Genomic DNA, 22,900 nt, shown 5'->3' with positions numbered 1-22,900 from the left:
CCCGGCCGTCAGGAGTCGCGTTCCTTCAGAAGGGCTTTGTGGATCTTGCCGACGGGGGTCAGCGGGACGTCCGGGGTGATGACGAACTCGCGCGGGACCTTGTAGTCGGCCAAGCGGTCGCGGCAGTAGGCGGTCAGTTCCTCCGGGGTGGGCGGTTCGGTGTCCTGGCGCGGGACGATGTAGAAGCGGCCCACCTCGCCGAGCACACGGTCGGGGACGCCGATCCCGGCGGCCATCGCCACCTTCGGATGCGCGGTCAGGACGTTCTCGATCTCCACCGGGTAGACGTTGAATCCGCCCTGGATGTACATCTCCTTCTTGCGGCCGCGCAGGACGAGATGGCCGTCCGGTTCCATGGCGACCATGTCGCCGGTGGCGAGCCAGCCGCCGGGGAGAAAGACCTCGGCGGTCTCGTCCGGCATATCCCAGTAACCGGCGGTGACGCAGGCGCCGCGAATCTGGAGTTCGCCGCCTTCTCCGGAGGGAAGGGCATCGCCTTCCTGGTCGACGACCCGGGCCTCGAAATCGCCGATGATGGCGCCGAGGGTGCGGGAGACCGTTTCCGGGTCGTCGTCCACCGGGGACAGTACGCAGGCGCCCGACGATTCCGAAAGGCCGTAGAGGCCGTAAAGCGGCGCGCCGGGAAAGGCGCGGCGAACGGCGTCGGCCAGGGCCGGTTCCACGTTGGAGCCGCCCGCGATGCAGAGCCGGACGGACGAGACGTCGTGGTCGGCGAGATCCGGGCGGCCGAGCATCAGCACGTACATCGTCGGGACCGCGCCGAGGTACGTCACCCGGTGGCGCTCGATGGCGCGCAGTGCGGCTTCCGGGGAGAACGCGGGGAGCAGCGCGACGGAGCCGCCGCTGACCAGGGACGCCATGACGGTGCAGGTGATGCCGCCGACATGGTTGAGCGGAAGGTGGCCCAGCTGGACGTCGCCTTCGGACATCGCGAAGTGGTCGGCCTGCGCGTAAGCCGAGGCGAGGATGCTGCCGTGCGTGATGACCGCGCCCTTGGGGCGTCCCGTCGTCCCGGACGTGTAGAGGATCATGAGCGGGTCGGACGACGACACCGCGCCGCGAGCCGCCGCCAAAGCCACCGCGTCGGGCAGGTCGGCGGTCAGCTCGTCGAAGCCCGCGCCGAACGGCACGGCGGGGATCCCGAAGGACTCGTAGAACGCGGCGAAGTCGAAGTCGGGAACGGCGCCCAGGCTGATGACCATGCGGGCGCCGCTCTGCCCGAGCATGTGCGACAGTTCCCGCTCCCGGTAGCGGACGTTCAGCGGGACGGCGACAGCACCGATCCGGGCCGCTCCGAAGAACGCCGCCAGCCATTGCGGGGTGTTGAGTCCGAGAAGCCCGATCCGGTCTCCGCGGGTGATGCCGCGCGCCAGCAGGCCCCCGGCGACCCGGTCGGTCAGTTCGTCGAACTCGGCGTAGGTGACGGTGCCTTCGCCGTCGTACAAGAACGCCTTGCCCCGGCCCGCCGCGTGCTCAAGTGCCACTCCGACCGTCTCTGCCCGCATGTCGCCCTCTCTCGTCCAGTCGGCTGGTCATGGGAGCGGGGTGCACACCTTAGAGTTTGCGGCCGACACCGGCGTAGAACCAGATCGGCAGTGCCTCCTCCATGCTGACCGGACGTTCCGGACGCCACAGCGGCGCCCAGACCAGGCCGGGGTCGAGCAGCGTGAAGTCGCCGAACAGGCCCGTCACCTGGTCGCGGTCGCGTGCGGTGCCGGGCGCGTTCGTCTTCTTGTAGACCTCCACGACCTTGGCGACGATGTCGGGGACGCCGTCGGCGGAGGCGTGGGTGATCGCCATGTGGCTGCCCGGGACGAGCGCGTCGCGCAGCTCGGCCATGATGCCGGGCGGGTCGTCCTCGTCCGGGATGAAGTGCAGGGTCGCGATCGTCATCAGCGCCACCGGCTTGGTGAAGTCCAGCAGCTGCGTGATCTCGGGGTGCTCCAGGATCTCGCGGGGGCGGCGGATGTCGGCCTGGACCATCCGGGTGCCGGGCGAGTCGGCGAGGATCGCGCGGCCGTGCGCGACGACCTGGCCGTCGTAGTCGACGTAGGCGACGCGGGCGCCGGGGTTCACCGACTGGGCGATCTGGTGGACGTTCTGCTGGGTCGGCAGCCCGGTGCCGATGTCGAGGAACTGCTCGACGCCCTGCTCGGCCATGTACCGGACGGCGCGGCCCATGAACGCCCGGTTCTCCTTGATCAGGGTGATCAGGGTGGGGTCCGCCGCCTTCGCCTCCTCGGCGCGGGCGCGGTCGGCCTCGTAGTGGTCCTTGCCGCCCAGGTAGTAGTCGTACATCCGGGCAATGTTCGGCACCCTCGGGTCGAATCCGCCCGGCCCGGGCCGCTCGTCCGCCACCGTGTCTCCTCACCGGCCGCCACATTGATCACTTATCCGCCACCCTACGGTGCCCGATCCGCCTCTCGGACCGCTCCATCCGGACTACCGATCACGATTCGGTCCCGCGTCCCGTAATGCCCCGGGCAACGCACGAAGCACGCACGAGGCATCGCGCTAAGCGAGGACGTCAAGGTCCCGGATCGCCGTGCACGCACGGGATGCCATCGCCAGGAACATGGCGTCGCCGCGCTCGCTCGGGGCGCCGTAGGCGCACCCCAGGACCGTGATGAGCGGACCCTGCAGCAGAGCGAAGCGGTAGTCGTCCCAGCACAGCTCAAGGGGGTAGTCACCGACCCCTTCGGCGACGAGCGCCTCGTGGTAGGCGCCGACCAGGCTCCGCTCTCCGGCGCGGCGGTCCGCGACGGGCAGGCTGGTGGCGAGGAAGTAGGACAGGTCGCGCGCGGGCAGCCCGACGCTGAGCGTCTGCCAGTCGACGGCGGTCGCGCCGCCGGTGGTCGAGTCGCCGGTGGTCGAGTCGCCGGTGGTCGAGCCGCCGGTGCCGTCCGGCCGGAAGAGCAGGTTGTCGAGGCGGTAGTCGCCGTGCACGAGGCCGAAGCGCCCCGCACGGTCCAGCAGCCAGTCGCCGATGCCGTCGGCGGTGCGGCGCAGGGTGTGCTGGTCCGCCGTGCTGAGCCGGCCGGAGAAGCGGCCGATGAACGTCTCGACCGCGGGACCGTAGACCTCCTGGAGACCGGACGCGTCGGCGGCCGTGTTGTGGTGCAGCCCGTCGATGTACAGGAGGGCCGGATCGCACCAGCGCGGGCCGTGCAGGCCGGCGAGCCCGAGCACGCACTCGCGGGCCTGCGCGTACGTGCATCCGGCGAGCTGGTCGCCTTGGACCGCCGGGTGCAGGTCCTCCAGGAGGAGCACGAACGCGGAGGCGTCGGCGTCGATCGCGGCGTGGTGGCATCGCGGCGTGGGGATGGTGACGGTCCCGGCGATCTCGCGGTAGAAGAGGACCTCGGTGCGGTAGACGCCGCCGAGCAGGGGGCGGGCGGCCGGATCGGCCGCGGGCAGCTTGGCCACCAGCCGGGCGGGGACGCCGCTGCCGGTCAGGGTCAGCCGGTAGCACGACCCGATCTGCCCGGTGCCGATGGGCCGCACGTCGACGGCGTCGACCCGCCCGGAGAGGGCGTCGCCGAGCCAGGACGGGGTCAGCTCGTCCCGCTCGGAGATGATCTTCATCGGGCGGGCCGGCCCGGGTTGGCCGGGAGGCCGTCGAAGCCCGCCGGGCGGACGCTTCGGTAGGCGTCGAGAACCGGGCCGAGCTCCCCAGGCGTCGCACCGTGGAGGATGACGCTGTCGGCACCGGCGTCGAACTGGTCGAGGACGCGGGCCGCGCACTGCTCCGGCGGCCCCGTCGCGGACGCCGCGAGCCACTCGTCCGGGATGAGCCCGGCGACATGGCGCAGCTCGCCGGTCGTGCCGATCGCGTCGAACGCGCCCGGGTAGCCGGTGACGAGGTCGTCGGCCCGGAAGCGGGCCAGCACCGCCGGGTCCCAGCCGTTGACGCCCACCAGCAGGTCGCCGTACCCCTGCAGGTAGGTGGCGAGGCGGCCGACCAGCTTGCGCAGGCGCAGCTCCTCGTCCAGATGGTCGCCGACCGTGGCGAGCACCGACCAGACGCGGACGGACGCGGGGTCGCGGCCCGCCTCGGCCGCCCCGCGCCGGACCGCGGCGACGGCCTTCGCGAGGGTCTCGTCGGTGTAGAAAGTGTGCAGGACGACGCCGTCGGCGACCCGTCCGGCGAACTCCAGCGTCCGCTCCCCCATCGCGGTCAGGATGACGGGGACGTCCTCGTCGAACTCGGGGTCCTGGCGGAGGTAGGGGAAGGTCCCGGCGGGCCCGGAATGCCCCGCGACCGCTTCGCCGTGCCAGAGGCGGCGCAGGATGCCGATGACGTCCTCCATCTGCGCGGTGGTGACCCGCGGCAGCCCCATGACGTCGAAGAGGGCGTCGAAGCCGCGCCCCAGGCCGAGCGCGAACCGCCCTCCGGTCATCCGGTGCATGGTCGTCGCGAAGGTGGCGGTCAGCAGCGGATGGCGGGTGTTGTGGTTGGTGGCGGCGGTCGCGATGCCGATCCGCTCGCTCACCGCCGCGGCGGCCCCCGAGAGCGCGGCCGCCTCCTTGGTCGCGAAGCGCTCGGACAGGAAGACCGACCCGAGGCCGAGCCGCTCCCCCTCGGCGACCTCGGCGAGCAGGTCCCGGGGGCTGCCCGAGTGCCCGGCGAGCCCGTAGAAGCCCAGTTCGGGGAGTTCGGTCATGGGCCGTCCCTCTCTGGCGCCCGCGCGGCCGTCACGACGTGGACTCTATTCTGGACAGCTGTCCAGATCAAGGGTGAAAAATCTCGCGCCGGGGCGTCAGGCGGCCGCCACCGGGGTAAAATATATCGTAAGGCGATATAAATTCGGCCGAGAGGAAGGAGCGGACCCATGACCACTCATCCCGCGGGAAGCATCGAGCAGCATCCCGACATCATCGAGATGCGCGCCCGGTACGAGGCGGCGGCCGAGACGCCGGTGGCGCAGGGCGTGCACGGTCTCATCGCCCTCACCGGCCTCTACCTGGCGGCGTCCCCCTGGATCGTCGGATTCGGCGGGCTCACCAACCTCACGATCAACAACCTGATCGCGGGGGTGGCGCTCACCCTGCTGGCCGCCGGCTTCGCCTCCGCCTACGGCCGCACCCACTCGATGACGTGGGTGGCCGCGGTCATCGGCGTCTGGACGATCATCGCCCCCTGGGTGGTGGCCGGCGACATGTCCACGACGTCCACCATCTGGAGCAACGTCGTGACCGGAGCCGTCGCGGTCGTCCTCGGGGCGGCCGCGATGGGCGTGGCGATGATGCGCACGTCCGCGTAGGCGGCGCATCCGATCGGGTCCGGGCCGGCGACCGCCGCCGGCCCGGACCCGTTTCACGCGCCGCCGTCTCCGGCCACGCCGTCGTAGACGAGCACGGCCGCCGGGCGCGGTGCGGACGTCCACCACGCGCCGCACCCCGGCGTCGCGGAGCAGCCGGGCCGGTTCCCCGCGCCCGGCGGTGCCATGTCCGAAGGTCAGCAGCGGTTCCACGTCATGGATGCTTCCCCCGGCCGGGCGCCGCAGACACCGCCGCGCCGGCCGACGCCGCCGACACGCAGGCCACGGCGAGCCAGCCCGGCCATCCCAGGTGCTCGTCCAGCAGGACGAGGCCGGCGAGCGCGCCCGCGGCCGGCTCCAGGCTGACCATCACGGCGACCACCTGGGCGGGGAGCCGGCGCAGCGCCGCCATGTCCAGCGACCACGGCACGACCGCGGACAGCAGCGCGAGGCCCAGCCCCGCCCACAGCACGCCCGGCCGCAGCAGCGCCCCGCCCGTGAGCGGCGCGAGCGGCAGGACGAGGAGCGCCGCGAAGGCCACGGCCCAGGCGAGCGTGTCCGGCTCCCCCGCGCGCTTGTTCAGGACGAGGTAGGCGGCCATGCACGCGCCGGAGGCCAGCGCGAACGCGACGCCGGCGGCCGGGAGCGAGGAGCCGGACGGCCCGTAGAGCAGGACCACGCCGGTCGCCGCCAGCCCGGCCCAAAGCAGGTCGGCCGCCCTCCGCGCCTTCACCAGCGCGAGCGTCAGCGGGCCGAGGAACTGCAGCATCGAGGCGACCCCGACCGGCAGCCGCTCCATCGCCGGATAGATCAGGTGCATCCCGGCCATCGCGGTGCCCAGGGCGGCGATCAGGCCGAGCGACTCCCGCCGCGGCGGGGCCGGACGGCGGACGAGCAGCAGCACGAGCGCCGCGAACGTCAGCCGGAGCGTGACCACGCCCGCGGTCCCCACCAGCCCGAACATCGCCTTGCCGGCCGCCTGCCCGGCCTGGATCGAGACCACGCTGCCGAGTATCAGCAGCGGCGCGGGCACGCGCCGTCCGGCCTTCGTTTCGGTCACCATGCGGCCAGTCTGTGAGCCGGTGACCATTCGGGTCCATCGAAAGATTCCGCACATCATCGTGTTGAATAGCCACATGATCGACCATCGCCTGCAGACGCTGCGGGTGCTGCGCGAGCGCGGCACCGTGACCGCGACCGCCGAGGCGCTGCACCTGACGCCGTCGACGGTGTCGCAGCAGCTCCGCCAGCTCGCCCGCGACCTCGGCGTCGAACTGCTGGAGGCGCAGGGGCGGCGGGTGCGGCTCACCGCCGCCGCGCACACGGTGCTGCGGCACGCCGACGTCCTGTCCGCCCAGTGGGAGCGGGCCCGCGCCGACCTCGCCGGGCACCGCGCCGGGACGTCCGGCCGGCTGCGGTTCTGCGCCGTCTCCAGCGCCCTGGCCGCGCTCGTGGCGCCGGCCGCCGCCCGGCTCCGCGAACGGCACCCGGGGCTCGCCGTCCACATGAGCGAGAAGGAGAGCGAGGACGCCGCCCACCTGCTCCTCGCCCGGCACTGCGACATCGCCGTGGTCATCCCCAGCGAGCAGACCCCCGCCCCGGGCGACGCCCGGTTCGCGCAGTCGCCGGTGCTCGACGAGCCGCAGGACCTGCTCGTCCCGGCCGGGCATCCGCTCGCCGGGCACGCGGTGGCCCGGCTCGCCGACGCGGCCGCCCAGCCCTGGATCGGCTCACCCGGCCGCCCCGACCAGCACCAGCTCATGCTGGCCGCGTGCGCCGCCGCCGGTTACACGCCCCGCATCGCCCACGAGGCCAATGAGTGGTTCGCCGTCTCGGCGCTCGTCGCCCGCGGATTCGGGGTCGGCCTGGTGCCCCGGCTGGCCCCGCTGCCGCCCGGCGACGACGTCGTCCGCGTCCCGCTGCACGGCGAGGCGGTGCCGTCCCGGCGCATCGTCGCGATCGTCCGCCGGGGCAGCGAGGAGCAGCCGCCGATCGCCCGCGGCCTGGAGGCCCTCCGCGAGGCGGCCGCCCGGTGACTAGGCATTCTCCGGCGTGCCGTAGACGCTCACCTCCGTGAGGTGGAAGGTGAGGTTCGCGGTATTGCCGGAGCCGACCACCCGGACATAGCGGGCCTTGGCCTCGGTGTTCACCGTGTCGCCCGCGTCGGCGGCCGGACGGGGGCCGTTGCGTCCGCCGATGGTGAACCAGTGGGTGCCGTCGAGGCTGCCCTCCAGCCGGTAGGTGTAGTACCGGGTGCCGTCGACGTAGTTGCGGACGTTCACGCGCGACACGTCGTCGACGGCGCCGAGGTCGACCCGCCACCAGTTCTCGCCGTAGGTCATCTGCCCGCCCCAGTAGGGCGAGTTGGCGCGGCTGCCGTCGTTGGCGGCCTCCGGCGGCCGGCCGGGCTCGGAGGAGAACGCCGTCACCGGCTTGCGCAGGCTCTGCAGCGTGTCGTCCGACCCGTCGCGGGACGTGGCGGGCGACGCGGCGATGCCGCCACCGAAGCGGGCGATCGCCTCGGTCGAGGTATGGCTGTTGATCGCGCTGGTGAACATGCCGACGTCCTGCGCGCCGGACGAGCCGGGAACCGCGCCCGATCCGACCACCGCCCAGTTCTTGTTGTCGGAGCTGCACGAGCCGGTCATCCGGTCGCCGTCCCTGAGCAGCCGGACGTAGACGTCGCCCGCCGCGAACCCGCCGACCTCCGTGTAATGGTCGAGCCGGCCGTCTCCGTCACCGTCGTAAGAGAAGACGCAGCCGTGCTCGGGCGTGACGGCGATGTTGGCGTACCCCGCGGAACCGGTCTTGGCCAGGTCGTCGCTCGCGACCAGGCCGGCGCGAGTCCAGGGGGACGAGCCGTCCAGCTCGGTCACCTTCGTGGACACCGCCTGCCCCGGAGCCAGCCCACCGTCCTTGTAGACGGTCGCGAACTCGTTGGTGCCGCCCCACATGTCCTTGCCGCCGGCGGCGATGCCGACCGTGTCACCGGACTGCGCGAACTCGGCTTCGGTGGACGCCGCGGTCTTGTAGGGCTGTCCGACGGTGCTGCCGCCGACCATGAGGAGCGCGTGCGCGCTCGCCTGCTCGGAGTCGCCCTCCGCGGTACGCCACGAGACCGTGGCGTCCAGGCTCGGCAGGGTGCCAGCCTCGGCGCCGGACGGGGCGGTCACCGTCCAGGTCGCGGTCTTGGTCTTCCCGGGGTCGACATCGCCGTCCGAGCCGGTGGACGTCGGTTCGACCTTGTAGCCGCTCGGCGCGGTCAGCTGGAACCGCACATTGCGGGCCGCACTCAGCGACGACTCGTTGGTGAACGTCGCGGTGACGCGAACGCTGCCGCCCGGCTTGACGCCCTTGCGGTCGGACGCGACGGCCAGCGCGCCGGCCGGCTCCCCGGCCACCCGCTCGGCCAGCCGGTGGGCGTCGCCGTGCGGCTCGGCGGCGTAGCGGGTGCCCGCGTGCGCCCACTTCTCGGCGACCGCGCGCCAGTCGATCTTCCGCGGCTCGGCGCCCGTCCTCATCGCGTCCGCCAGCTCGCCGAAGAACATGGTCCAGCGCTTGGCGTAGTAGCCGCCGACCAGGCCGTTGAACTCGCGGCGCGCGTAGTCCTGGAGCCCGGGGCTGTCGCTCTCCCACAGCGTGACCAGCGACTTCAGGTTGTAGTCGAGCGTCGCGGCCTCCTTGCGGCCGGACGCCTGCCGGGCCGCCTCCCGCTGCCAGGTGCCGAGGAGGAAGTGGGGGTCGGTGCCGAGCACCTCGTCCATCAGGCGCATCTCGGTCTTCCAGCGGTCGGTGAGCGCGCCGAAGGCGGTGCGGTCGCCGGCCCGGTAGGCGTCGCGGATCTTCGGCAGCAGCAGGCGGCTGCGGTTGGCCAGCACCTGCCGGGCGACGTCGACGAGGTCGTAGCGGTACGCGCCGGAGCGCCGCAGCCGCCGGTCGACCTGGAGCAGCTCGCGCAGCGCCTTCTCGAACTCGGCGGGGTCGTACTGCAGCGGCGTCCCGGTGGCGGCGAGGTTCGGCTGGTCGTCGAACAGGCCGGTCACGTGCCGGGTGTCCTTGCCCGCCGGCCAGTCGTAGACCGTCCTGCCGATGATCCGCCAGGCCGCGAGGGCGTGCGGGTCAGCGGCGCCGTAGCGGGCGGTCGCGTACCGGTCGAACCAGGCGTCCATGTCGGCGGGGCCGTCCCGCCACGGCATGCCGGCGAAGAACGCCACCGCGGCCGGGTTGTTGTCGATGGCCTCGGGCATCAGCGCGATGCCGTTCATCGTGCTGCCCGGCTTGGCGAGCATCGCGTGGAACTTCTCGTTCCACACGGTCAGGCCGGCGCCGAAGTTCTGGTGGCCGCCGAAGTTCCAGATCGTGCCGAAGGCGTACTGCGTGCCGAGGAAGTCCTTCTCGCGGTCGGTGATGTCGGGCTGCTCGGTGATGCCGTCCACGATGAACATCCGGGACCGGTCGACCGCCTGGAGGGTCTCCTTGCGCGGATTGTTCTGCCAGCCGAGGATCGCCCAGATCGCGCCCGGGTGGGCCGCTTCGAGCGCGTCCTGCACGGCCTTGGACGCCTCGGGCACCGGCACGTCCCCGGCACGTCCGCCCTCGTGCAGCAGGTCCATCTTGTACATCGTGCTGTCGCCGTACAGCCTGCTCTGCGCCTTGTAGAACGCCGCCGCGACCTTGCCGAACTCGGGCCCGGTCGGGTCGAGCCAGTCGGGGCGCTCCAGGCCGTTCCAGGTGCCCTGCGGGACGGTCTTCGCCCCCGGGTTGCGGGTCTCGAAGTCGGTCGGGACGGTGCCGTAGTAGCCGGGCAGCACCGGCGTCATGCCCAGCTCGCGCAGCCGGTCGACCATCCGCCGGGCGAGCGCCGCGCGCCGGTCGACCAGCTGCTGGGAGATCGGCGAGTCGGTGCAGCACATGTTCTGCAGCAGCCACCACGACTGGTGGCCCGGCTGCGGGATCCACCCGCGCATGTCCGCGGCGCTGTACCCGAACTTCTGGAAGGTGCGCTGGTAGACCGCGTCCTGGCCCTCGTAGACCAGCACCTCGTTGATGCCGAGCAGCGCGAGCGCGTCGATGCGGCGCTGCCACTCGTCCCAGCTGAGGTAGGCGCCGGCGTATCCCTCGTTGGTGTCGTTGAGCGCGAACCGGTGGGCGACGGACGCGTCCGCCTCGATGGGCTCGGCCGGCAGCGGCAGCCTCCGGGGCAGGTCGAGCTGCGTCCCGCCGATCGCGACGTCGGCGTGCGCGACGTCCCGCAGGTAGCGGCCGAACCCGGTGAGCTGGACGGCCGGCGTGGTGCCCGCGATGACGAGGTGCCCGTGCTCGGCGGAGACCCGGTAGCGGTCGGCGCCGGTGCCCTTGCCGATCGTCCGGAGCGTGACCTGGGCGGCCTTGTGCTCGCCGAGGATCCGCCGCAGCGCCTCGGCCGCGGGTCCGGTGCCGTGCCGGGCGGCCGCCGGCCCGCGGTCCGCCGCGGCCGGTGCGACCGCGGCCAGCGGGACGGCCAGCAGCGCGGCCATCGCGATGATGACCGCCCGGGAGCGGCCACCGATTCCCCGTCGTCGGCCCAACGCCATGCCGGACACCTCCACCGAGGGTTTGTTAAGCTCGTTTATAAACTAGGTCGGGCTTCATCATGAACGCACCGGGCCCCTCGGTCAAGGGTTGTCCGCGATCTTCTGGAGGGGCATGGGCGAGGAGCGCGCGGTCGGCACCCCGGTGCTGCGCCGCCTCAACACCGCCGCCGTCCTGCGCGCGGTCCGCGAGCGCGCGCCGGGCCCCGTCCGGCTCGCCGAGCTGGTCGAGGTGACCGGCCTCACCCGTCCCACCGTCGGGCAGGCCGTGGACGACCTGGTCGAAGCCGGCTGGCTGCAGCAGCACGACCCGGCCACCACACCCCGGCGCGGCGGCCGGCCGGCCCTCCGCGTCTCCCTGCGGGGCCGCGCCGCGCCCGTACTCGGCCTCGACGTCGGACCGCACACGGTCAGCGCCGGGATCGACGACCTGGCCGCCCGCAGGCTCGCCGCCGTGCGCCGCTCGGCCGAGGCCGGCCCCGCCGCGGCAGGCCGCCTCCTCGCCGCCGTGGACGAGGTGATCGAGCGCGCTCTCCAGGAGGCCGGCCTCGGCGCCGACGAGATCGCCGGGCTGGCCGTCGGCACGCCCGGCATCGTCGACGCCGGATCCGGCCGGATCCTGCTGGCGCCGAGCGTGCCGGGCTGGACGTCGGTCGACCTCTCCGACCATCTCCGCGGCCGCTTCCACTGCCCGGTCCAGGTCGAGAACGACGCCAACCTCGCCGCGCTGGCCGTCGCCGGGGAGCGCCCCGGGCACGGCACGCTGCTGGCCGTCCAGTGGGGCGAGCGCCTGGGCGCGGGCGTGGTCATCGACGGCCGCCTGCACCGGGGGTCCGGGGCGGCGGGCGAGATCGGCTTCATCCGCCCGCCCGGTCACGTCCCGGAGACCGGCGACGGCCGGGGCCCCCTCGAACGCACCATCGGCGCCGAGGCCATCGCCGGGAAGGCGCGCCGGGCCGGCCTGCCCGGCGGCGCCCCCGACGCCGCCGCCGTCTTCGCCGCCGCCTCCGCCGGAGACAGCACCGCCCAGCGGGTCGTCGACGACGTGGCCGCGACGTTCGCGCAGGCCGTGGCCCCCGCCGTCCTGGTCCTCGACCCCGACGCCATCGTGATCGGCGGCGGGGTCGCGCGCGCCGGATCCGTCCTCCTCGCGGCCGTCAACCGGCACCTGGCCGACCTCACGCTCAACCCGCCCGCCGTGGAGCTCTCCGGTCTCGCCGAGGACACCGTCCTCACCGGCGCCCTGCGGCTGGCCCTGGACGAGTTCTGGCGCCGCCTCTCCGTCTGAGCCCCGTGCCAGTGGCCGAAGAGGTCAGTGGCCGAAGAGCGGCAGGATCGCCCTGATCGTCTCGATCACGCCGTAGAGGAGTGGGATGCCGACGATGGACCAGGAGATGACGAGCCGGGGCATGTCCCGGGTGGCGGCCGCCTGGCCTTCGCCCTCGGTTGACGCCATGGTGCACTCTTCCTTCGCTGTGGGGGCCGGTGTCAGGCGGGGCTGGGGCCCGCGACCGCGGATCCGGTCTCGGCCACATGGTGCTGTTCCGAGACCGGGCGGATGAACAGGTTGGCGGCGAAGCCGACGGCCAGGACGCCCACCATGGTGAACAGGGCCGGGCGGTAGTCGGCGGCCACCAGGGCGCCCGGCTCCCCGCGGGCGTCCAGGAACCGGTTCACGATGAGCGGCCCGGCGATGCCCGCCGCCGACCAGGCGGTCAGCAGCCGCCCGTGGATGGCGCCGACCTGGTAGGTGCCGAACAGGTCGCGCAGATAGGCCGGGACGGTCGAGAACCCGCCGCCGTAGAAGGAGATGATCAGCGCGGCGAGCACGATGAAGAACGCCGTAGTGGAGTCGCCGAACAGCGCCAGCAGGATGTAGGCGACCATCCCCACGCCGAGGTAGCCCACATACGTGGGTTTGCGGCCGATGTAGTCCGAGGTCGTGGACCAGGCGAACCGGCCGGCCATGTTGAACATCGAGAGCAGCCCGACGAAGCCGGCCGCCTCGGTCGCCGACACCGACGTCGAGCCGCCGGACCGGAAGAAGTCGCTGATCATGGGCCCGGCCTGTTCGAGGATCCCGATGCCGGCGGTGACGTTGCAGAACAGCACCGTCCAGAGCAGCCAGAACTGCGGCGTCCTGATCGCCGACGCCGCCGAGACGCTGCGCGCGGTGACCATCGTCCTGGAGCTCTCCGCCGCGGGGTCGTACCCCGCCGGGCGCCACCCCGGCGCGGGGACCCGGACGTTGAACACCCCGAGCATCATCACCAGGAAGTAGACGACGCCCAGCGTGACGAAGAGCAGGGCGACGGCCGACCCGGACGCGGGGTCGCCGTCCGGGTCGTAGAGGTCGAGCAGCTGCCGCGACAGCGGCGAGGCGACCAGCGCGCCGCCGCCGAACCCCATGATGGCCATGCCGGTCGCGAGGCCCGGCCGGTCCGGGAACCACTTGATCAGCGTCGACACCGGCGAGATGTACCCGATGCCCAGGCCGATCCCGCCGATGAACCCGTAGCCGAGGTACACCAGCCAGAGCTGCCCGGCGGCGATGCCCAGCGCGCCGACGAGGAAGCCCGACGCCCAGAAGCAGGCCGCGGTGAACATCGCGCGCCGCGGCCCGACCCGGTCCACCCAGGTGCCCATGACCGCCGCGGAGGCGCCCAGCATGACGATCGCGATGGAGAAGATGACGCCGACCGCGGTGAGGCTGACGTCGAAGTGCTTGACGAGGGAGGTCTTGTACACGCTGGTGGCGTAGGCCTGCCCGATGCAGAGATGGACGGCCAGTGCGGCCGGCGGGATCAGCCAGCGGTTGTAACCGGGTTTCGCGACGGTGTGCCGCTGGTCGAGAAAGGAGAGCGCCACGGCGGGCCTCCAGGTATCGGTGACAGGTCGTGCGCCCCCGATACCGATGAACACTAACCACGAACGTGCTACATGAACACCCCTAGCCGCCACCGACATGTTGACTGTGCATCCGGCCCTGCCGCGTCCGATGGCGCCGGGGACCGCTTCCACCCCTGCGGCGAACCGCGACGTCAAATGCCGACGGGCGGCGCGCACATCATGGACCGGCTGAACTCTACGGACGGCTGACACCGTCCTCGGGGGCGAGGCGGTTCCAGATATCGGCGAGGCGGCGGAGGTCGTCGTCGCCGAGCCGGTCGAAGAACAGTTCGCGAAGGTCGCGGTGATGGCGGCGCCATGCCTTCCGCAGGAGCGCCCGCCCGTCCTTCGTCAGAATCGCGTCGAGACTGCGGCCGTCGGCGTCCGACCGCCGCCGCTCGATGAGACCTCGGCGTTCCAGCCGGTCGGCGAGGCGGGTGAACCCGCCCGTGGACATCAGGCGGCGTTCGGCGAGGTCGGACATCCGCATGCCCTTCGGTCCGGCGTCACCGAGGAGAGCCAGCACGCTGTACTCGGCCATGCTCACGTTCAGCGCGGCGAGCCCCTCCTCCATCGAGCGCCAGAGCCTGTCGTGAGTGAGCAGGAAGCCCCTCCACGCCTCGTCCTCAAGGTCGCGCAGACGATCGGTCGCCATGGCTGCACCGTATCCGGATCAGGCCTGCCGAAGCCACTTCCCCGATTGCCTGCACAGACAACCAGTGGCTCCCGCCACTTCGGGAATATCTGCCTGCGCAGACAACTTGAAGGGCGGTGTAGATGCTCGTTCGGCCCCGACGACAGAGGAGTACGGAGATGGCATTCGAGATAGGGATCATGACGTTCGGCGAGGTGACGGAAGACCCCGTCACCGGGCGGCTCCCGTCACCGCGGCAGCGCGTGCGCGAGACGATCGAGCAGGCGCGGGTCGCCGACGAGGCGGGCCTCGACGTCTTCGGCGTCGGCGAGCACCACCGCTCCGACTTCGTCGGATCGGCCCCCGCGATCCTGCTGGCGGCCGCCGCCGAGGCGACCGGGCACATCCGCCTGACGAGCTCGGTCACCGTCCTCGGCTCGGAGGACCCGGTACGGGTCTGGGAGCAGTTCGCGACGATCGACCTGCTCTCGCAGGGCCGGGCGGAGATCATCGCGGGCCGCGGCTCCTACACCGAGTCCTTCCCGCTGTTCGGCTACGACCTGAAGGACTACGCGGACCTCTTCCGCGAGAAGCTCGACCTGCTGCTCAAGATCCGTGAACGGAACCCGCTCAGCTGGCAGGGACGCCTCCGCGCTCCGCTGGCCGGCGCCGACATCGCACCCCGCGCCGACGGCGGCACCCTCCCGATCTGGGTGGGGGTAGGCGGTTCGGCGGCGTCCGCGATCAGCACCGGCCGGCTCGGGCTGCCGATGGCGCTGGCCCTCCTGCTGGGGCCGGTGACCTACCACGAGCGGACCGTCCAGCTCTACCGCGCGGCCGCGGAGCAGGCGGGACACGATGCCGGCGCGCTTCCGGTCAGCATCAACACGCACGGATACGTGGGACGCACGAGCCGGCAGGCGAGGGACGTGATGTACCCCTACTTCGCGAAGGGGATGAAGGAGAACAACCACCAGCGGGGTCAGGGGATGCTGCTCCCACGAGCCGCGTTCGACGCGCAGGCGTCCCCGGGGTCCGGTCTGCTGGTCGGCAGCCCCCAAGAGGTCATCGACAAGCTGCTCACCTACCACGAGCTGTACGGCGTGAACCGGGCCATCATCCAGATGGGCTTCGGCGGGATGCCGCAGAAGGAGCACCTCGACGCGATCGAGCGACTCGGAACCGAGGTCGCGCCGGTCGTCCGCCGCGAGGTCGCCGCGCGCGAGAGGAACGCGGCATGAGCGCCCTGTCCATCGCCGATGCGCGGCCAGACGCGCAGACGGGCGGGGCGGTGCTGCGAGTCGTCGTCGTCAACGGCAGCCCGAGCCTGCGGTCGAAGACCATGGGCCTCGTCGATGCCATCCTCGACACGTTGAAAGGGATGCTCCCCATCGAGGCGTCCCAGGTCGATGTGTACCGCTTGGGCGCAGGTTTCACCGAGGCCCTCGAACGCGACGACGTCCCGCCCGAAGTCGAAGCCGCGCTCCGGCTCGCTGAGGAGGCCGACCTCCTGATCGCCGCGGCACCGGTGTACCGCGGCTCCTACCCAGGCATGTTCAAGCACTTCTTCGATCTCGTCGACCAGTACGCGCTCGCAAACAAGCTCGTCCTGCTGGCTGCGACCGGTGGAGGCGACCACCATGCGCTCGTCCTGGAGCATGCCCTGCGGCCGCTCTTCGCCTTCTTCCAGGCGCTGACCGTGCCGGTCGCGATCTTCGCGTCCGCCGGCGATTTCGACGGCGTCACCCTGCTCGACCCCCGCGTCTACGGGCGCATCGAGACCGCCCTCACCGACGTGGCGGACCTCCTCGAAGCCCGCGTTCGGCGCCGTGCAGCAGAGCAGTGAACCACGAAACCGGGCAGTGCGGGTTGCATCCAGTACCGGGGTACAGGTTTACCGTCGGATCATGGGACTCGAACAGGCAGGTGCAGGGCAAGACTGGGTGCCTACGGCGTGCACCCTGCCGACGGTTGAACAACCGCTGCGCATGGCGGCATTCGACACGTTCTTCGCCGAGGCCGTCACCGAAGTCCGACGGGCAGGTCCCGAGCGGGTACAGATGGTGTTGCGCGCCGATCCGGAGATCGCGGGCCGAGCGGCCGAACTGGCCGCTCACGAGACCGGATGCTGCTCGTTCTTCACCTTCACGCTCACCGCCACCGCCGGTGCGCTGTCGCTGGAGGCCGGCGTCGACGACCGGCACACGGCGGTACTGGACGCACTGGCCGCCCGAGCGGCCGAGGCGATGGGAGCCGATTCGTGACCGGCCGAGCGGCCACCACCGGGTTGCGCAGCGGACAGGTCGCGGCGGCGGCCGGCGTCAACCAGCAGACCCTGCGGTACTACGAGCGGCGCGGACTGCTGGCCGAACCCCGGCGCACGCCCGGCGGGCACCGGCTGTATCCCGCGGACGCGATCACGAGGCTGCGTGTGATCAAGGCGGCACAGCGGCTCGGGTTCACGTTGCAGGAGGTGGCCGAGCTGCTGGAGGCCGGCACCCACCGCCATCAGCCTCCCGATGCCGGGCTGAGGGCGCGAGTACGGACGAAACTGACCGAGGTCGAAGCCAGGATCGCCGATCTGACCGTCATCGCCGGCACCTTGCGGCAAGCACTGACCGCGGGCTGCGCGGACCTGATCGAGTGTTCGCACCAACCGGCCTGCCCGTTGCCGTTCACCGAACTGGCCGTCCCCGCGACCGACGATGCCCCCGCTCGGCCGCCCCCCGAACCGGTCGGTGTCATTCGCCGGGCCTGATGGGCTGCTGCACCGCCCAGCCGTTCCCGTCCGGGTCCTGGAGGAAGACGAACCGACCCCAGGGGAACTCCTGGACCTCGCCCACCTCGACCCCGCGCTTGAGGAGTTCCGCTCGGGCCGCGTCCGCGTCGGTGACCACCACTTGCAGGCCGTCGAGCGAGCCGGGCTCCATCTGGTGGGCACCGGTGGTGAGCGCGATTGAGCAAGCGGAGCCGGGCGGCGTGAGCTGGACGAAGCGGAGCTCCTCGCTCACCTGATGGTCATGGTCGGCGTTGAATCCGAGCTTGTCGACGTAGAAGGCCTTGGCCCGGTCGACGTCGGAGACCGGCACCTGGACCAGCTCCAGCCGCCAGTCCAGTCTCGCGTTCGCCATCTCGATCTCCCCCTCGGCAGGACTACCATCTCTTGTTGGGCAAGCTACTTAGTAGCAAAGTATCTTAGCATGTGAAGGATATCGTGCGTGGCGAAGACACCCCGTAGGACGAAGAGCGAACTGGTCGACGACCTGGTCGGCGAGTTCCGGGTGAGCGGCAACCAGGACAGCGCCTTCGACGGCCTGGCCGCCGGGCACCTCGGCGTGAACCGCACCGACCTGCACTGCCTGAACATCATTGAGAACAGCGGAGGACTGACCGCCGGCGAACTGGCGGCCGAGGCCGGGCTGTCCACGGGGGCGGTGACCGGCGTGATCGATCGGCTCGAAGAGGCCGGCTACGCGCGCCGCGTTCCCGACCCCGCCGACCGGCGCCGGATCAAGGTGGAGGTGACCCGACGCTTCTACGTCAGCGCCGGGCGCATCTGGGGCCCGATGAAGGCCGACTGGGAGTCCACCCTTGCCGAACGCTTCACGGCCGAAGAGCTTGAACGGGCCATCGACTTCCTACGGACCGCGAACGAGATCGGCCGCCGAAACCTGAAACGCCTGCGAGAGATGCGCTGAACGCCGCACGGTCTCCGGCCACCGGGCCGTCCGCGCTCGGGTGACACTTCGAGGTGCGGTGGCGCTGCACACGTGTCGGCGGTTCACGCATCACCGCCGGTAGGCGCCGCCGCGCGGAACAGCAACCCTCGGCGGCGTCAGGGCTCCCCACCCCCGACCCCGCCGGTCACCGGGGTGGGGAGCCGCCCCATCGCGCCGGCACGCCGCTTCGGCGAGGCCCTTCTGACCGCACTCCATGTCCATCTGTCCGAATACAACCGGCATCTGCGGCCCCGGCCCTGTTCGCCGCGTCGATGTGGCTGGTACGGGCCGTCCGGGGCGGCTCAGACGATCCGGCGGACGAGCGAGACGGCTCGGGCCAGGTGCGGTTCCGTGCGGTCGGTCCGGTGGGCGACCGCCAGGTCGACGTGCGCGGCGGGCTGCGCCAACGGCAGGTAGGCGACGCCTTCGAGGGCCAGGGCCGTCACCGGCTCCGGGACGACCGCGACGCCGAGACCGCCCGCGACGAGGGTGATCAGAGTGGACGTCTCGCCGACCTCGTGCCGGATCCGGGGCTCGATCCCGGCGTCGTGGAAGAGCCCGAGCACGACGTCGTACATCACCGAGCGGCGGTCCGCGGAATGCACGATGAGGGCGGCGTCCGCCAGGTCGGTGATCTCCACCTGCCGTAGGGCGGCCAGCGGGTGGTCGGCGGGAACGGCGACGATGAGCCAGTCCCGGCGCAGCGGCAGGACGGTGAGCGAGAGGTCGGCGATCGGGGGGCGCAGCAGCGCCAGGTCGATCTCGCCGGTCCGCAGCGCCTCGGCCTGGTCGGGCACCAGCATCTCGCCGCGGAAGGAGAAGTCGACGCCGGGCAGTTCCAGGGAGAGACCGCGGGAGAGTGCGGGCAGCAGGCTGTAGGTCGCCGAGCCCACGCAGCCGACCGCGAGGTGGCCGACCGCGCCGGCCGCGACCCGGCGGGCCTCGTGCGCGGCCTCGTCCACCTCGCCGAGAATCCTCCGGGCCCGTGCCAAATAGCTGCGGCCGGCGTCGGTGAGGCCGACCCTGCGCGTGCTCCGGTGGAGAAGCTCCACGCCCAGTTCGTGCTCTAGCCGGCGGATCGCCTGCGACAGCGGCGGCTGGGCCATCGAGAGCCGCTCGGCGGCGCGTCCGAAATGGAGTTCCTCGGCGACGGCGACGAAGTACCGCAGGTGGCGCAGATCCATATCGTGAACGTCTCAATGAGGACGGATATTGATACTTCACTGTATCAAGGGAGGCCATCTAGCCTCGACGGCATGAGCTCCTACCTGTACTCCGCCGTCCGGACACCGTTCGGGCGGTTCAACGGCGCCTTGTCGGGCGTCCGGCCGGACGATCTCGCGGCGGGCGTGATCACCGCGCTGCTGGAGCGGGCGCCGCGGCTGGACCCGGCCGGGATCGGCGAGGTCGTCTGGGGCAACGCGAACGGTGCGGGCGAGGAGAACCGCAACGTCGGCCGGATGGCCGCGCTGCTCGCCGGGCTGCCGACCGGCGTGCCCGGCTCGACCGTCAACCGGCTGTGCGGCTCCAGCCTGGACGCGGCGATGATCGGCTCGCGGACGATCGAGTCCGGGGACGCCGACGTCGTCCTGGCCGGCGGGGTGGAATCGATGACCCGGGCGCCGTGGGTGCTGCCGAAGCCGGCCAAGGGCTTCCCGGCCGGCGACCTCGCCGCGGTCTCGACCACGCTCGGCTGGCGGCTGGTGAACCCGCGCATGCCGAAGGAGTGGACCGTCTCGCTCGGGGAGGCCAACGAGCAGCTCCAGCGGAAGTACGGCGTCGGACGGGAGCGCCAGGACGCGTTCGCCCTGCGGTCCCACCGGCTGGCGGCGGCCGCGTGGGACGAGGGCTTCTACGACGGCCTCGTCGTCCCCGCCGATGGGCTGAAGCGGGACGAGGGCATCCGCGCCGACACCTCGCTGGAGAAGCTGTCCGGGCTCAAGCCGAGCTTCCGCCCGGACGGCACCATCACCGCGGGCAACGCCTCGCCGCTGAGCGACGGCGCGTCCGCCCTGCTGCTCGGCTCGTCCGCCGCCGCCGAGCGGATCGGCCTCGACCCCCTCGCGCGCATCGCCGGACGGGGCGCGTTCGCCCTCGACCCGCAGGAGTTCGGCTACGCCCCCGTCGAGGCGGCGAACCGCGCCCTCGCGCGAGCCGGGATCGGCTGGGACCAGGTCGGCGCAGTCGAGCTCAACGAGGCCTTCGCCGTCCAGTCGCTGGTCTGCGTCGACGCCTGGGGCGTCGACCCGGAGATCGTCAACACCAGGGGCGGCGCGATAGCGATCGGCCACCCGCTGGGGGCCAGCGGCGCCCGCGTCCTCGGCACGCTCGCGAAGGTGCTCCGCGAGCGCGGCGAGCGCTGGGGCGTCGCCGCCATCTGCATCGGCGTCGGGCAGGGCCTGGCCGTCGTCCTGGACAGCACGGAGGCGGGAGCATGAGCCGAGCTGAGATCTTTGACAGCGTCGACGAGGCCGTGAGCGGGATCGAGGACGGCAGCACCGTCCTGGTCGGCGGCTTCGGCTTCGCGGGCATGCCGTTCGACCTCATCGACGGGCTGATCCGGCAGGGCGCGAAGGACCTCACCATCGTGTCCAACAACGCCGGCAACGGCGACGTGGGGCTGGCCGCGCTGCTCAAGGCCGGGCAGGTGCGGAGGGTGCTCTGCTCCTTCCCCCGGCAGAGCGACTCCTACGTCTTCGACGAGCTCTACCGGGCCGGGAAGATCGAGCTGGAGGTCGTGCCGCAGGGCAACCTCGCCGAGCGGATGCGCGCGGCCGGTGCGGGCATCGGCGCCTTCTACTGCCCGACCGCCGTGGGCACTCCCCTGGCCGAGGGCAAGGAGACCCGGACCATCGACGGGCGCGTCCACCTCCTGGAGTTCCCCATCAAGGGCGACGTCGCGCTGATCGCGGCCCATCGCGCCGACCGGATGGGCAACCTCGTCTACCGCAAGACCGCCCGCAACTTCGCTCCGGTCATGGCCACGGCCGCGGCCACCACGATCGTGCAGGTGGCCGAGGTCGTCGCCACCGGCGACCTCGACCCGGAGGCGGTCGTCACACCCGGTATCCACGTCGACCGCGTGGTACGGGTCGATGAGCGGCAGTACACCGTCCAAGGAGCGCGCTGACCATGTCCGTCACCACAGGGCCCCTCACGCCGGACGAGCTCGCCGCGGTCGTCGCCCGCGACATCCCGGCCGGCTCCTACGTCAACCTCGGCATCGGCCGGCCCACCCGGGTCGCCGACCATCTCCCGGACGGGTCCGGCGTCGTCCTGCACACCGAGAACGGCATGCTCAACATGGGGCCCGCCGCGACCGGTGACGACGTGGACCCCGACCTCACCAACGCCGGCAAGGTCCCGGTGACCGAGCTGCCCGGCGCGTCGTACTTCCACCACGCGGACTCCTTCGCCATGATGCGCGGCGGCCATCTCGACGTGTGCGTGCTGGGCGCGTTCCAGGTCTCGGCGACCGGGGACCTCGCCAACTGGAGCACCGGCGCCCCGGGTGCCATCCCGGCCGTCGGCGGCGCGATGGACCTGGCCATCGGCGCCAAGCAGGTCTTCGTGATGATGACGCTCTTCGACAAGGAGGGCGCGTCCAAGCTGGTGCCCGCCTGCACCTACCCGCTGACCGGCGTCGGCTGCGTCAGCCGGGTCTACACCGACATCGCCGTCATCGACGTGGGCCCGGACGGCGCGTCGGTCCGCGAGACCTTCGGCGTCACGGTCGACGAGCTCCGCGACCGGCTGCCCGTCCCGCTCCAGGACGCCTCCACACCGGGCGGCTGACCGTCAGCCGCCGGTTCCCCGGCTCAGTTGGCCCGTAGAACCGGCGTCAGAGCCAGGAGCCGATCGGCGGGGCGCCGGCGAGGCTGTGCGGGCGTCCTGCCAGCCAGGCGGCCACGTCGGGCAGCGGCCCGTCCGGCAGTGTCCCGGGGTCCAGTTGCCGCTCGGCGGCGATGTCGGTGACGAGGGCTTGCAGGAAGTCGCCCGGTAGATCGGCGAAGGAGACTCCGCGGTCGAGGTCGACGGCGTGGATGAACACCTCGCGCGACCGCATCCAGGGCACGTTGGTGGCGGGCACGGCGCGGCCCTGCGCCGTGGCCACCTCGGCCTGCCACTGAGGCTCGGTCAGGCCGTCCATCGCCGTCCGCAGCGCGTTGCTGGACCGGGCCAGCCAGCCGGTCAGCTCGGCGCCGTCCATGCGGGCGCCACTCTCGATCCCGGCCGACCGTTCTTCGGGCGAGGCGTACATGGGGGTCGCCTCGCCGGTGGCCGCCCAGTGCACCAGGTTGCCGAGCGCTTCGGCGTTCGCCGCGACGTGGGCGACCAAATGCCTCCGGGTCCAGCCGGGCAGCAGGCTGGGGGCGTCGAACTCCGGCTCGGCCAGGTCTCCGGCCGCTCCGAGGAACAGCTTGGTGCCCTCTTCCGTCCAGCGGACGGCGTCGGCGAACGAGCGGACCATCGGGCCTCCTTGACGATGCGGTCGGTGCAGGCGCCCAGGCCGGGACGCAGCCGGACGATCAGGGAAACGTACTCGACCGGGAAGGAAGAGCGGCGGACGATGCCGGGAACTCCCGTCCCATCTCCTTGATGTGGCCAGAGTAGTTGTGGCCGACGACGTCCACACCCCGGAACCCTCGACCAGCGCCGCGGCCAGGGGACTTAGGAATTTCCTATGGCGTCCGCTGACATTTCGTCTTTGCTTCTCGTTCTTTTTCGGACGTAGCGTGAAACAACTCGACGAGGTGATCATCGCGATTCGCACATGTCACACCTTTTCGTCGAGCGAATGAACAC

The 22,900-nt window shown here is 71.9% G+C and carries 24 protein-coding genes; 11 read left to right on the top strand and 13 right to left on the bottom strand.

Translation table 11 applies throughout. From position 1 onward, the window contains the following. Positions 1-8: 8 nt before the first annotated feature. The 4 genes from E1293_RS09205 to E1293_RS09190 form a co-directional block, all read right to left on the bottom strand. Positions 9-1,526, bottom strand: coding sequence for a class I adenylate-forming enzyme family protein (locus E1293_RS09205; protein WP_132195891.1), 1,518 nt, complete (start codon positions 1,524-1,526; stop codon positions 9-11). A gap of 49 nt (positions 1,527-1,575) precedes the next feature. Then, entirely contained in the window at positions 1,576-2,379 is an 804-nt protein-coding gene (locus E1293_RS09200) for an SAM-dependent methyltransferase (RefSeq protein ID WP_243716116.1), read from the bottom strand. Between the two features lie 156 nt (positions 2,380-2,535). Beyond that, positions 2,536-3,606 (bottom strand): phosphotransferase, encoded by a 1,071-nt coding sequence (locus E1293_RS09195; protein ID WP_132195889.1) that lies wholly within the window; start codon positions 3,604-3,606, stop codon positions 2,536-2,538. Continuing rightward, positions 3,603-4,685 carry a TIGR03857 family LLM class F420-dependent oxidoreductase gene (locus tag E1293_RS09190; protein WP_132195887.1) on the bottom strand — a complete coding sequence of 361 codons (1,083 nt, stop codon included), beginning with the start codon at positions 4,683-4,685 and terminating at the stop codon, positions 3,603-3,605. Before E1293_RS09190 ends, E1293_RS09195 begins: the two co-directional genes overlap by 4 nt. 168 nt (positions 4,686-4,853) lie before the next feature. Here E1293_RS09190 and E1293_RS09185 point away from each other — a divergent pair, with 168 nt between their 5' ends. Beyond that, entirely contained in the window at positions 4,854-5,285 is a 432-nt protein-coding gene (locus tag E1293_RS09185) for an SPW repeat protein (RefSeq protein ID WP_132195885.1), read from the top strand. 53 nt (positions 5,286-5,338) lie between these two features. On the opposite strand, the gene E1293_RS50145 is transcribed toward E1293_RS09185, so the two are convergent. Further along, the gene (locus E1293_RS50145) at positions 5,339-5,470 is read right to left on the bottom strand and encodes a hypothetical protein (RefSeq protein WP_279473048.1); all 132 of its coding nucleotides are present in this window, start codon (positions 5,468-5,470) and stop codon (positions 5,339-5,341) included. A gap of 26 nt (positions 5,471-5,496) precedes the next feature. After that, complete coding sequence (locus E1293_RS09175) at positions 5,497-6,345, bottom strand: EamA family transporter (RefSeq protein ID WP_132195883.1); 849 nt, start codon at positions 6,343-6,345, stop codon at positions 5,497-5,499. A gap of 73 nt (positions 6,346-6,418) precedes the next feature. On the opposite strand from E1293_RS09175, the gene E1293_RS09170 reads away from it, so the two are divergent. Then, positions 6,419-7,318, top strand: coding sequence for a LysR family transcriptional regulator (locus tag E1293_RS09170; protein WP_132195881.1), 900 nt, complete (start codon positions 6,419-6,421; stop codon positions 7,316-7,318). On the opposite strand, the gene E1293_RS09165 is transcribed toward E1293_RS09170, so the two are convergent. Continuing rightward, entirely contained in the window at positions 7,319-10,855 is a 3,537-nt protein-coding gene (locus E1293_RS09165) for an alpha-N-acetylglucosaminidase TIM-barrel domain-containing protein (protein WP_132195879.1), read from the bottom strand. 112 nt (positions 10,856-10,967) lie between these two features. Between E1293_RS09165 and E1293_RS09160 the strand changes: the two genes are divergently transcribed. After that, the gene (locus E1293_RS09160) at positions 10,968-12,140 is read left to right on the top strand and encodes an ROK family transcriptional regulator (protein WP_132195877.1); all 1,173 of its coding nucleotides are present in this window, start codon (positions 10,968-10,970) and stop codon (positions 12,138-12,140) included. Between the two features lie 24 nt (positions 12,141-12,164). On the opposite strand, the gene E1293_RS47335 is transcribed toward E1293_RS09160, so the two are convergent. The 3 genes from E1293_RS47335 to E1293_RS09150 all read right to left on the bottom strand — a co-directional run bounded on the left by E1293_RS47335 (position 12,165) and on the right by E1293_RS09150 (position 14,396). Then, the gene (locus tag E1293_RS47335) at positions 12,165-12,308 is read right to left on the bottom strand and encodes an MFS transporter small subunit (protein ID WP_165978148.1); all 144 of its coding nucleotides are present in this window, start codon (positions 12,306-12,308) and stop codon (positions 12,165-12,167) included. Between the two features lie 32 nt (positions 12,309-12,340). Further along, positions 12,341-13,720, bottom strand: a complete 1,380-nt coding sequence (locus tag E1293_RS09155; protein ID WP_243716115.1) for an OFA family MFS transporter — start codon at positions 13,718-13,720, stop codon at positions 12,341-12,343. Positions 13,721-13,937: 217 nt separating this feature from the next. Then, positions 13,938-14,396, bottom strand: a complete 459-nt coding sequence (locus E1293_RS09150) for a MarR family winged helix-turn-helix transcriptional regulator (protein WP_132195873.1) — start codon at positions 14,394-14,396, stop codon at positions 13,938-13,940. Between the two features lie 158 nt (positions 14,397-14,554). Between E1293_RS09150 and E1293_RS09145 the strand changes: the two genes are divergently transcribed. The 4 genes from E1293_RS09145 (at position 14,555) to E1293_RS09130 (ending at position 17,133) form a co-directional block, all read left to right on the top strand. Next, positions 14,555-15,616, top strand: a complete 1,062-nt coding sequence (locus tag E1293_RS09145) for an LLM class flavin-dependent oxidoreductase (RefSeq protein ID WP_132195871.1) — start codon at positions 14,555-14,557, stop codon at positions 15,614-15,616. Continuing rightward, a complete protein-coding gene (locus E1293_RS09140; protein WP_132195869.1) occupies positions 15,613-16,221 on the top strand; it encodes an NAD(P)H-dependent oxidoreductase in 609 nt (202 codons plus the stop codon). Before E1293_RS09145 ends, E1293_RS09140 begins: the two co-directional genes overlap by 4 nt. A 61-nt stretch (positions 16,222-16,282) precedes the next feature. Next, positions 16,283-16,639: a hypothetical protein gene (locus E1293_RS09135; RefSeq protein WP_132195867.1), complete on the top strand. Its 357-nt coding sequence runs from the start codon at positions 16,283-16,285 to the stop codon at positions 16,637-16,639. Further along, entirely contained in the window at positions 16,636-17,133 is a 498-nt protein-coding gene (locus E1293_RS09130) for a MerR family transcriptional regulator (RefSeq protein WP_207938752.1), read from the top strand. The genes E1293_RS09135 and E1293_RS09130 overlap by 4 nt, the downstream gene beginning before the upstream one ends. On the opposite strand, the gene E1293_RS09125 is transcribed toward E1293_RS09130, so the two are convergent. Continuing rightward, on the bottom strand, positions 17,117-17,506 hold the full coding sequence (locus E1293_RS09125) for a glyoxalase superfamily protein (protein ID WP_243716114.1): 390 nt from the start codon (positions 17,504-17,506) through the stop codon (positions 17,117-17,119). The two genes, E1293_RS09130 and E1293_RS09125, sit on opposite strands and share 17 nt — an antisense overlap. A gap of 87 nt (positions 17,507-17,593) precedes the next feature. Between E1293_RS09125 and E1293_RS09120 the strand changes: the two genes are divergently transcribed. Continuing rightward, positions 17,594-18,073 carry a MarR family winged helix-turn-helix transcriptional regulator gene (locus E1293_RS09120; RefSeq protein WP_165978149.1) on the top strand — a complete coding sequence of 160 codons (480 nt, stop codon included), beginning with the start codon at positions 17,594-17,596 and terminating at the stop codon, positions 18,071-18,073. A gap of 323 nt (positions 18,074-18,396) precedes the next feature. Here the strand turns inward: E1293_RS09120 and E1293_RS09115 are convergent, their stop codons facing one another. Next, positions 18,397-19,278 carry a LysR substrate-binding domain-containing protein gene (locus E1293_RS09115; RefSeq protein WP_132195863.1) on the bottom strand — a complete coding sequence of 294 codons (882 nt, stop codon included), beginning with the start codon at positions 19,276-19,278 and terminating at the stop codon, positions 18,397-18,399. A 72-nt stretch (positions 19,279-19,350) separates the two neighbouring features. On the opposite strand from E1293_RS09115, the gene E1293_RS09110 reads away from it, so the two are divergent. Genes E1293_RS09110 through E1293_RS09100 form a run of 3 tightly spaced genes read left to right on the top strand, consistent with a single transcriptional unit; the run spans position 19,351 to position 21,889 of the window. Further along, the gene (locus E1293_RS09110; protein ID WP_132195861.1) at positions 19,351-20,532 is read left to right on the top strand and encodes a thiolase family protein; all 1,182 of its coding nucleotides are present in this window, start codon (positions 19,351-19,353) and stop codon (positions 20,530-20,532) included. Then, the gene (locus E1293_RS09105) at positions 20,529-21,224 is read left to right on the top strand and encodes a 3-oxoacid CoA-transferase subunit A (RefSeq protein ID WP_132195859.1); all 696 of its coding nucleotides are present in this window, start codon (positions 20,529-20,531) and stop codon (positions 21,222-21,224) included. Before E1293_RS09110 ends, E1293_RS09105 begins: the two co-directional genes overlap by 4 nt. A 2-nt stretch (positions 21,225-21,226) precedes the next feature. Further along, complete coding sequence (locus E1293_RS09100; protein ID WP_132195857.1) at positions 21,227-21,889, top strand: 3-oxoacid CoA-transferase subunit B; 663 nt, start codon at positions 21,227-21,229, stop codon at positions 21,887-21,889. 46 nt (positions 21,890-21,935) lie between these two features. Here the strand turns inward: E1293_RS09100 and E1293_RS09095 are convergent, their stop codons facing one another. Then, a complete protein-coding gene (locus E1293_RS09095; RefSeq protein WP_132195855.1) occupies positions 21,936-22,565 on the bottom strand; it encodes a maleylpyruvate isomerase family mycothiol-dependent enzyme in 630 nt (209 codons plus the stop codon). Positions 22,566-22,900: the final 335 nt, after the last annotated feature.

Origin of the sequence: Actinomadura darangshiensis, assembly GCF_004349235.1 — a bacterium.
GTDB lineage: Bacteria > Actinomycetota > Actinomycetes > Streptosporangiales > Streptosporangiaceae > Spirillospora > Spirillospora darangshiensis.
The sequence above is the reverse complement of the archived record's forward strand: the minus strand, read 5'-3'. Positions and strand labels throughout refer to the sequence as shown.

Coding starts and splice junctions, on each gene's coding strand:
- E1293_RS09205 (WP_132195891.1), bottom strand. CDS start 1,526: ATGCGGGCAGAGACGGTCGGAGTGGCACTTGAGCACGCGGCGGGCCGG.
- E1293_RS09195 (WP_132195889.1), bottom strand. CDS start 3,606: ATGAAGATCATCTCCGAGCGGGACGAGCTGACCCCGTCCTGGCTCGGC.
- E1293_RS09190 (WP_132195887.1), bottom strand. CDS start 4,685: ATGACCGAACTCCCCGAACTGGGCTTCTACGGGCTCGCCGGGCACTCG.
- E1293_RS09185 (WP_132195885.1), top strand. CDS start 4,854: ATGACCACTCATCCCGCGGGAAGCATCGAGCAGCATCCCGACATCATC.
- E1293_RS50145 (WP_279473048.1), bottom strand. CDS start 5,470: ATGGCACCGCCGGGCGCGGGGAACCGGCCCGGCTGCTCCGCGACGCCG.
- E1293_RS09175 (WP_132195883.1), bottom strand. CDS start 6,345: ATGGTGACCGAAACGAAGGCCGGACGGCGCGTGCCCGCGCCGCTGCTG.
- E1293_RS09170 (WP_132195881.1), top strand. CDS start 6,419: ATGATCGACCATCGCCTGCAGACGCTGCGGGTGCTGCGCGAGCGCGGC.
- E1293_RS09165 (WP_132195879.1), bottom strand. CDS start 10,855: ATGGCGTTGGGCCGACGACGGGGAATCGGTGGCCGCTCCCGGGCGGTC.
- E1293_RS09160 (WP_132195877.1), top strand. CDS start 10,968: ATGGGCGAGGAGCGCGCGGTCGGCACCCCGGTGCTGCGCCGCCTCAAC.
- E1293_RS47335 (WP_165978148.1), bottom strand. CDS start 12,308: ATGGCGTCAACCGAGGGCGAAGGCCAGGCGGCCGCCACCCGGGACATG.
- E1293_RS09150 (WP_132195873.1), bottom strand. CDS start 14,396: ATGGCGACCGATCGTCTGCGCGACCTTGAGGACGAGGCGTGGAGGGGC.
- E1293_RS09145 (WP_132195871.1), top strand. CDS start 14,555: ATGGCATTCGAGATAGGGATCATGACGTTCGGCGAGGTGACGGAAGAC.
- E1293_RS09140 (WP_132195869.1), top strand. CDS start 15,613: ATGAGCGCCCTGTCCATCGCCGATGCGCGGCCAGACGCGCAGACGGGC.
- E1293_RS09135 (WP_132195867.1), top strand. CDS start 16,283: ATGGGACTCGAACAGGCAGGTGCAGGGCAAGACTGGGTGCCTACGGCG.
- E1293_RS09125 (WP_243716114.1), bottom strand. CDS start 17,506: ATGGCGAACGCGAGACTGGACTGGCGGCTGGAGCTGGTCCAGGTGCCG.
- E1293_RS09115 (WP_132195863.1), bottom strand. CDS start 19,278: ATGGATCTGCGCCACCTGCGGTACTTCGTCGCCGTCGCCGAGGAACTC.
- E1293_RS09110 (WP_132195861.1), top strand. CDS start 19,351: ATGAGCTCCTACCTGTACTCCGCCGTCCGGACACCGTTCGGGCGGTTC.
- E1293_RS09105 (WP_132195859.1), top strand. CDS start 20,529: ATGAGCCGAGCTGAGATCTTTGACAGCGTCGACGAGGCCGTGAGCGGG.
- E1293_RS09100 (WP_132195857.1), top strand. CDS start 21,227: ATGTCCGTCACCACAGGGCCCCTCACGCCGGACGAGCTCGCCGCGGTC.
- E1293_RS09095 (WP_132195855.1), bottom strand. CDS start 22,565: ATGGTCCGCTCGTTCGCCGACGCCGTCCGCTGGACGGAAGAGGGCACC.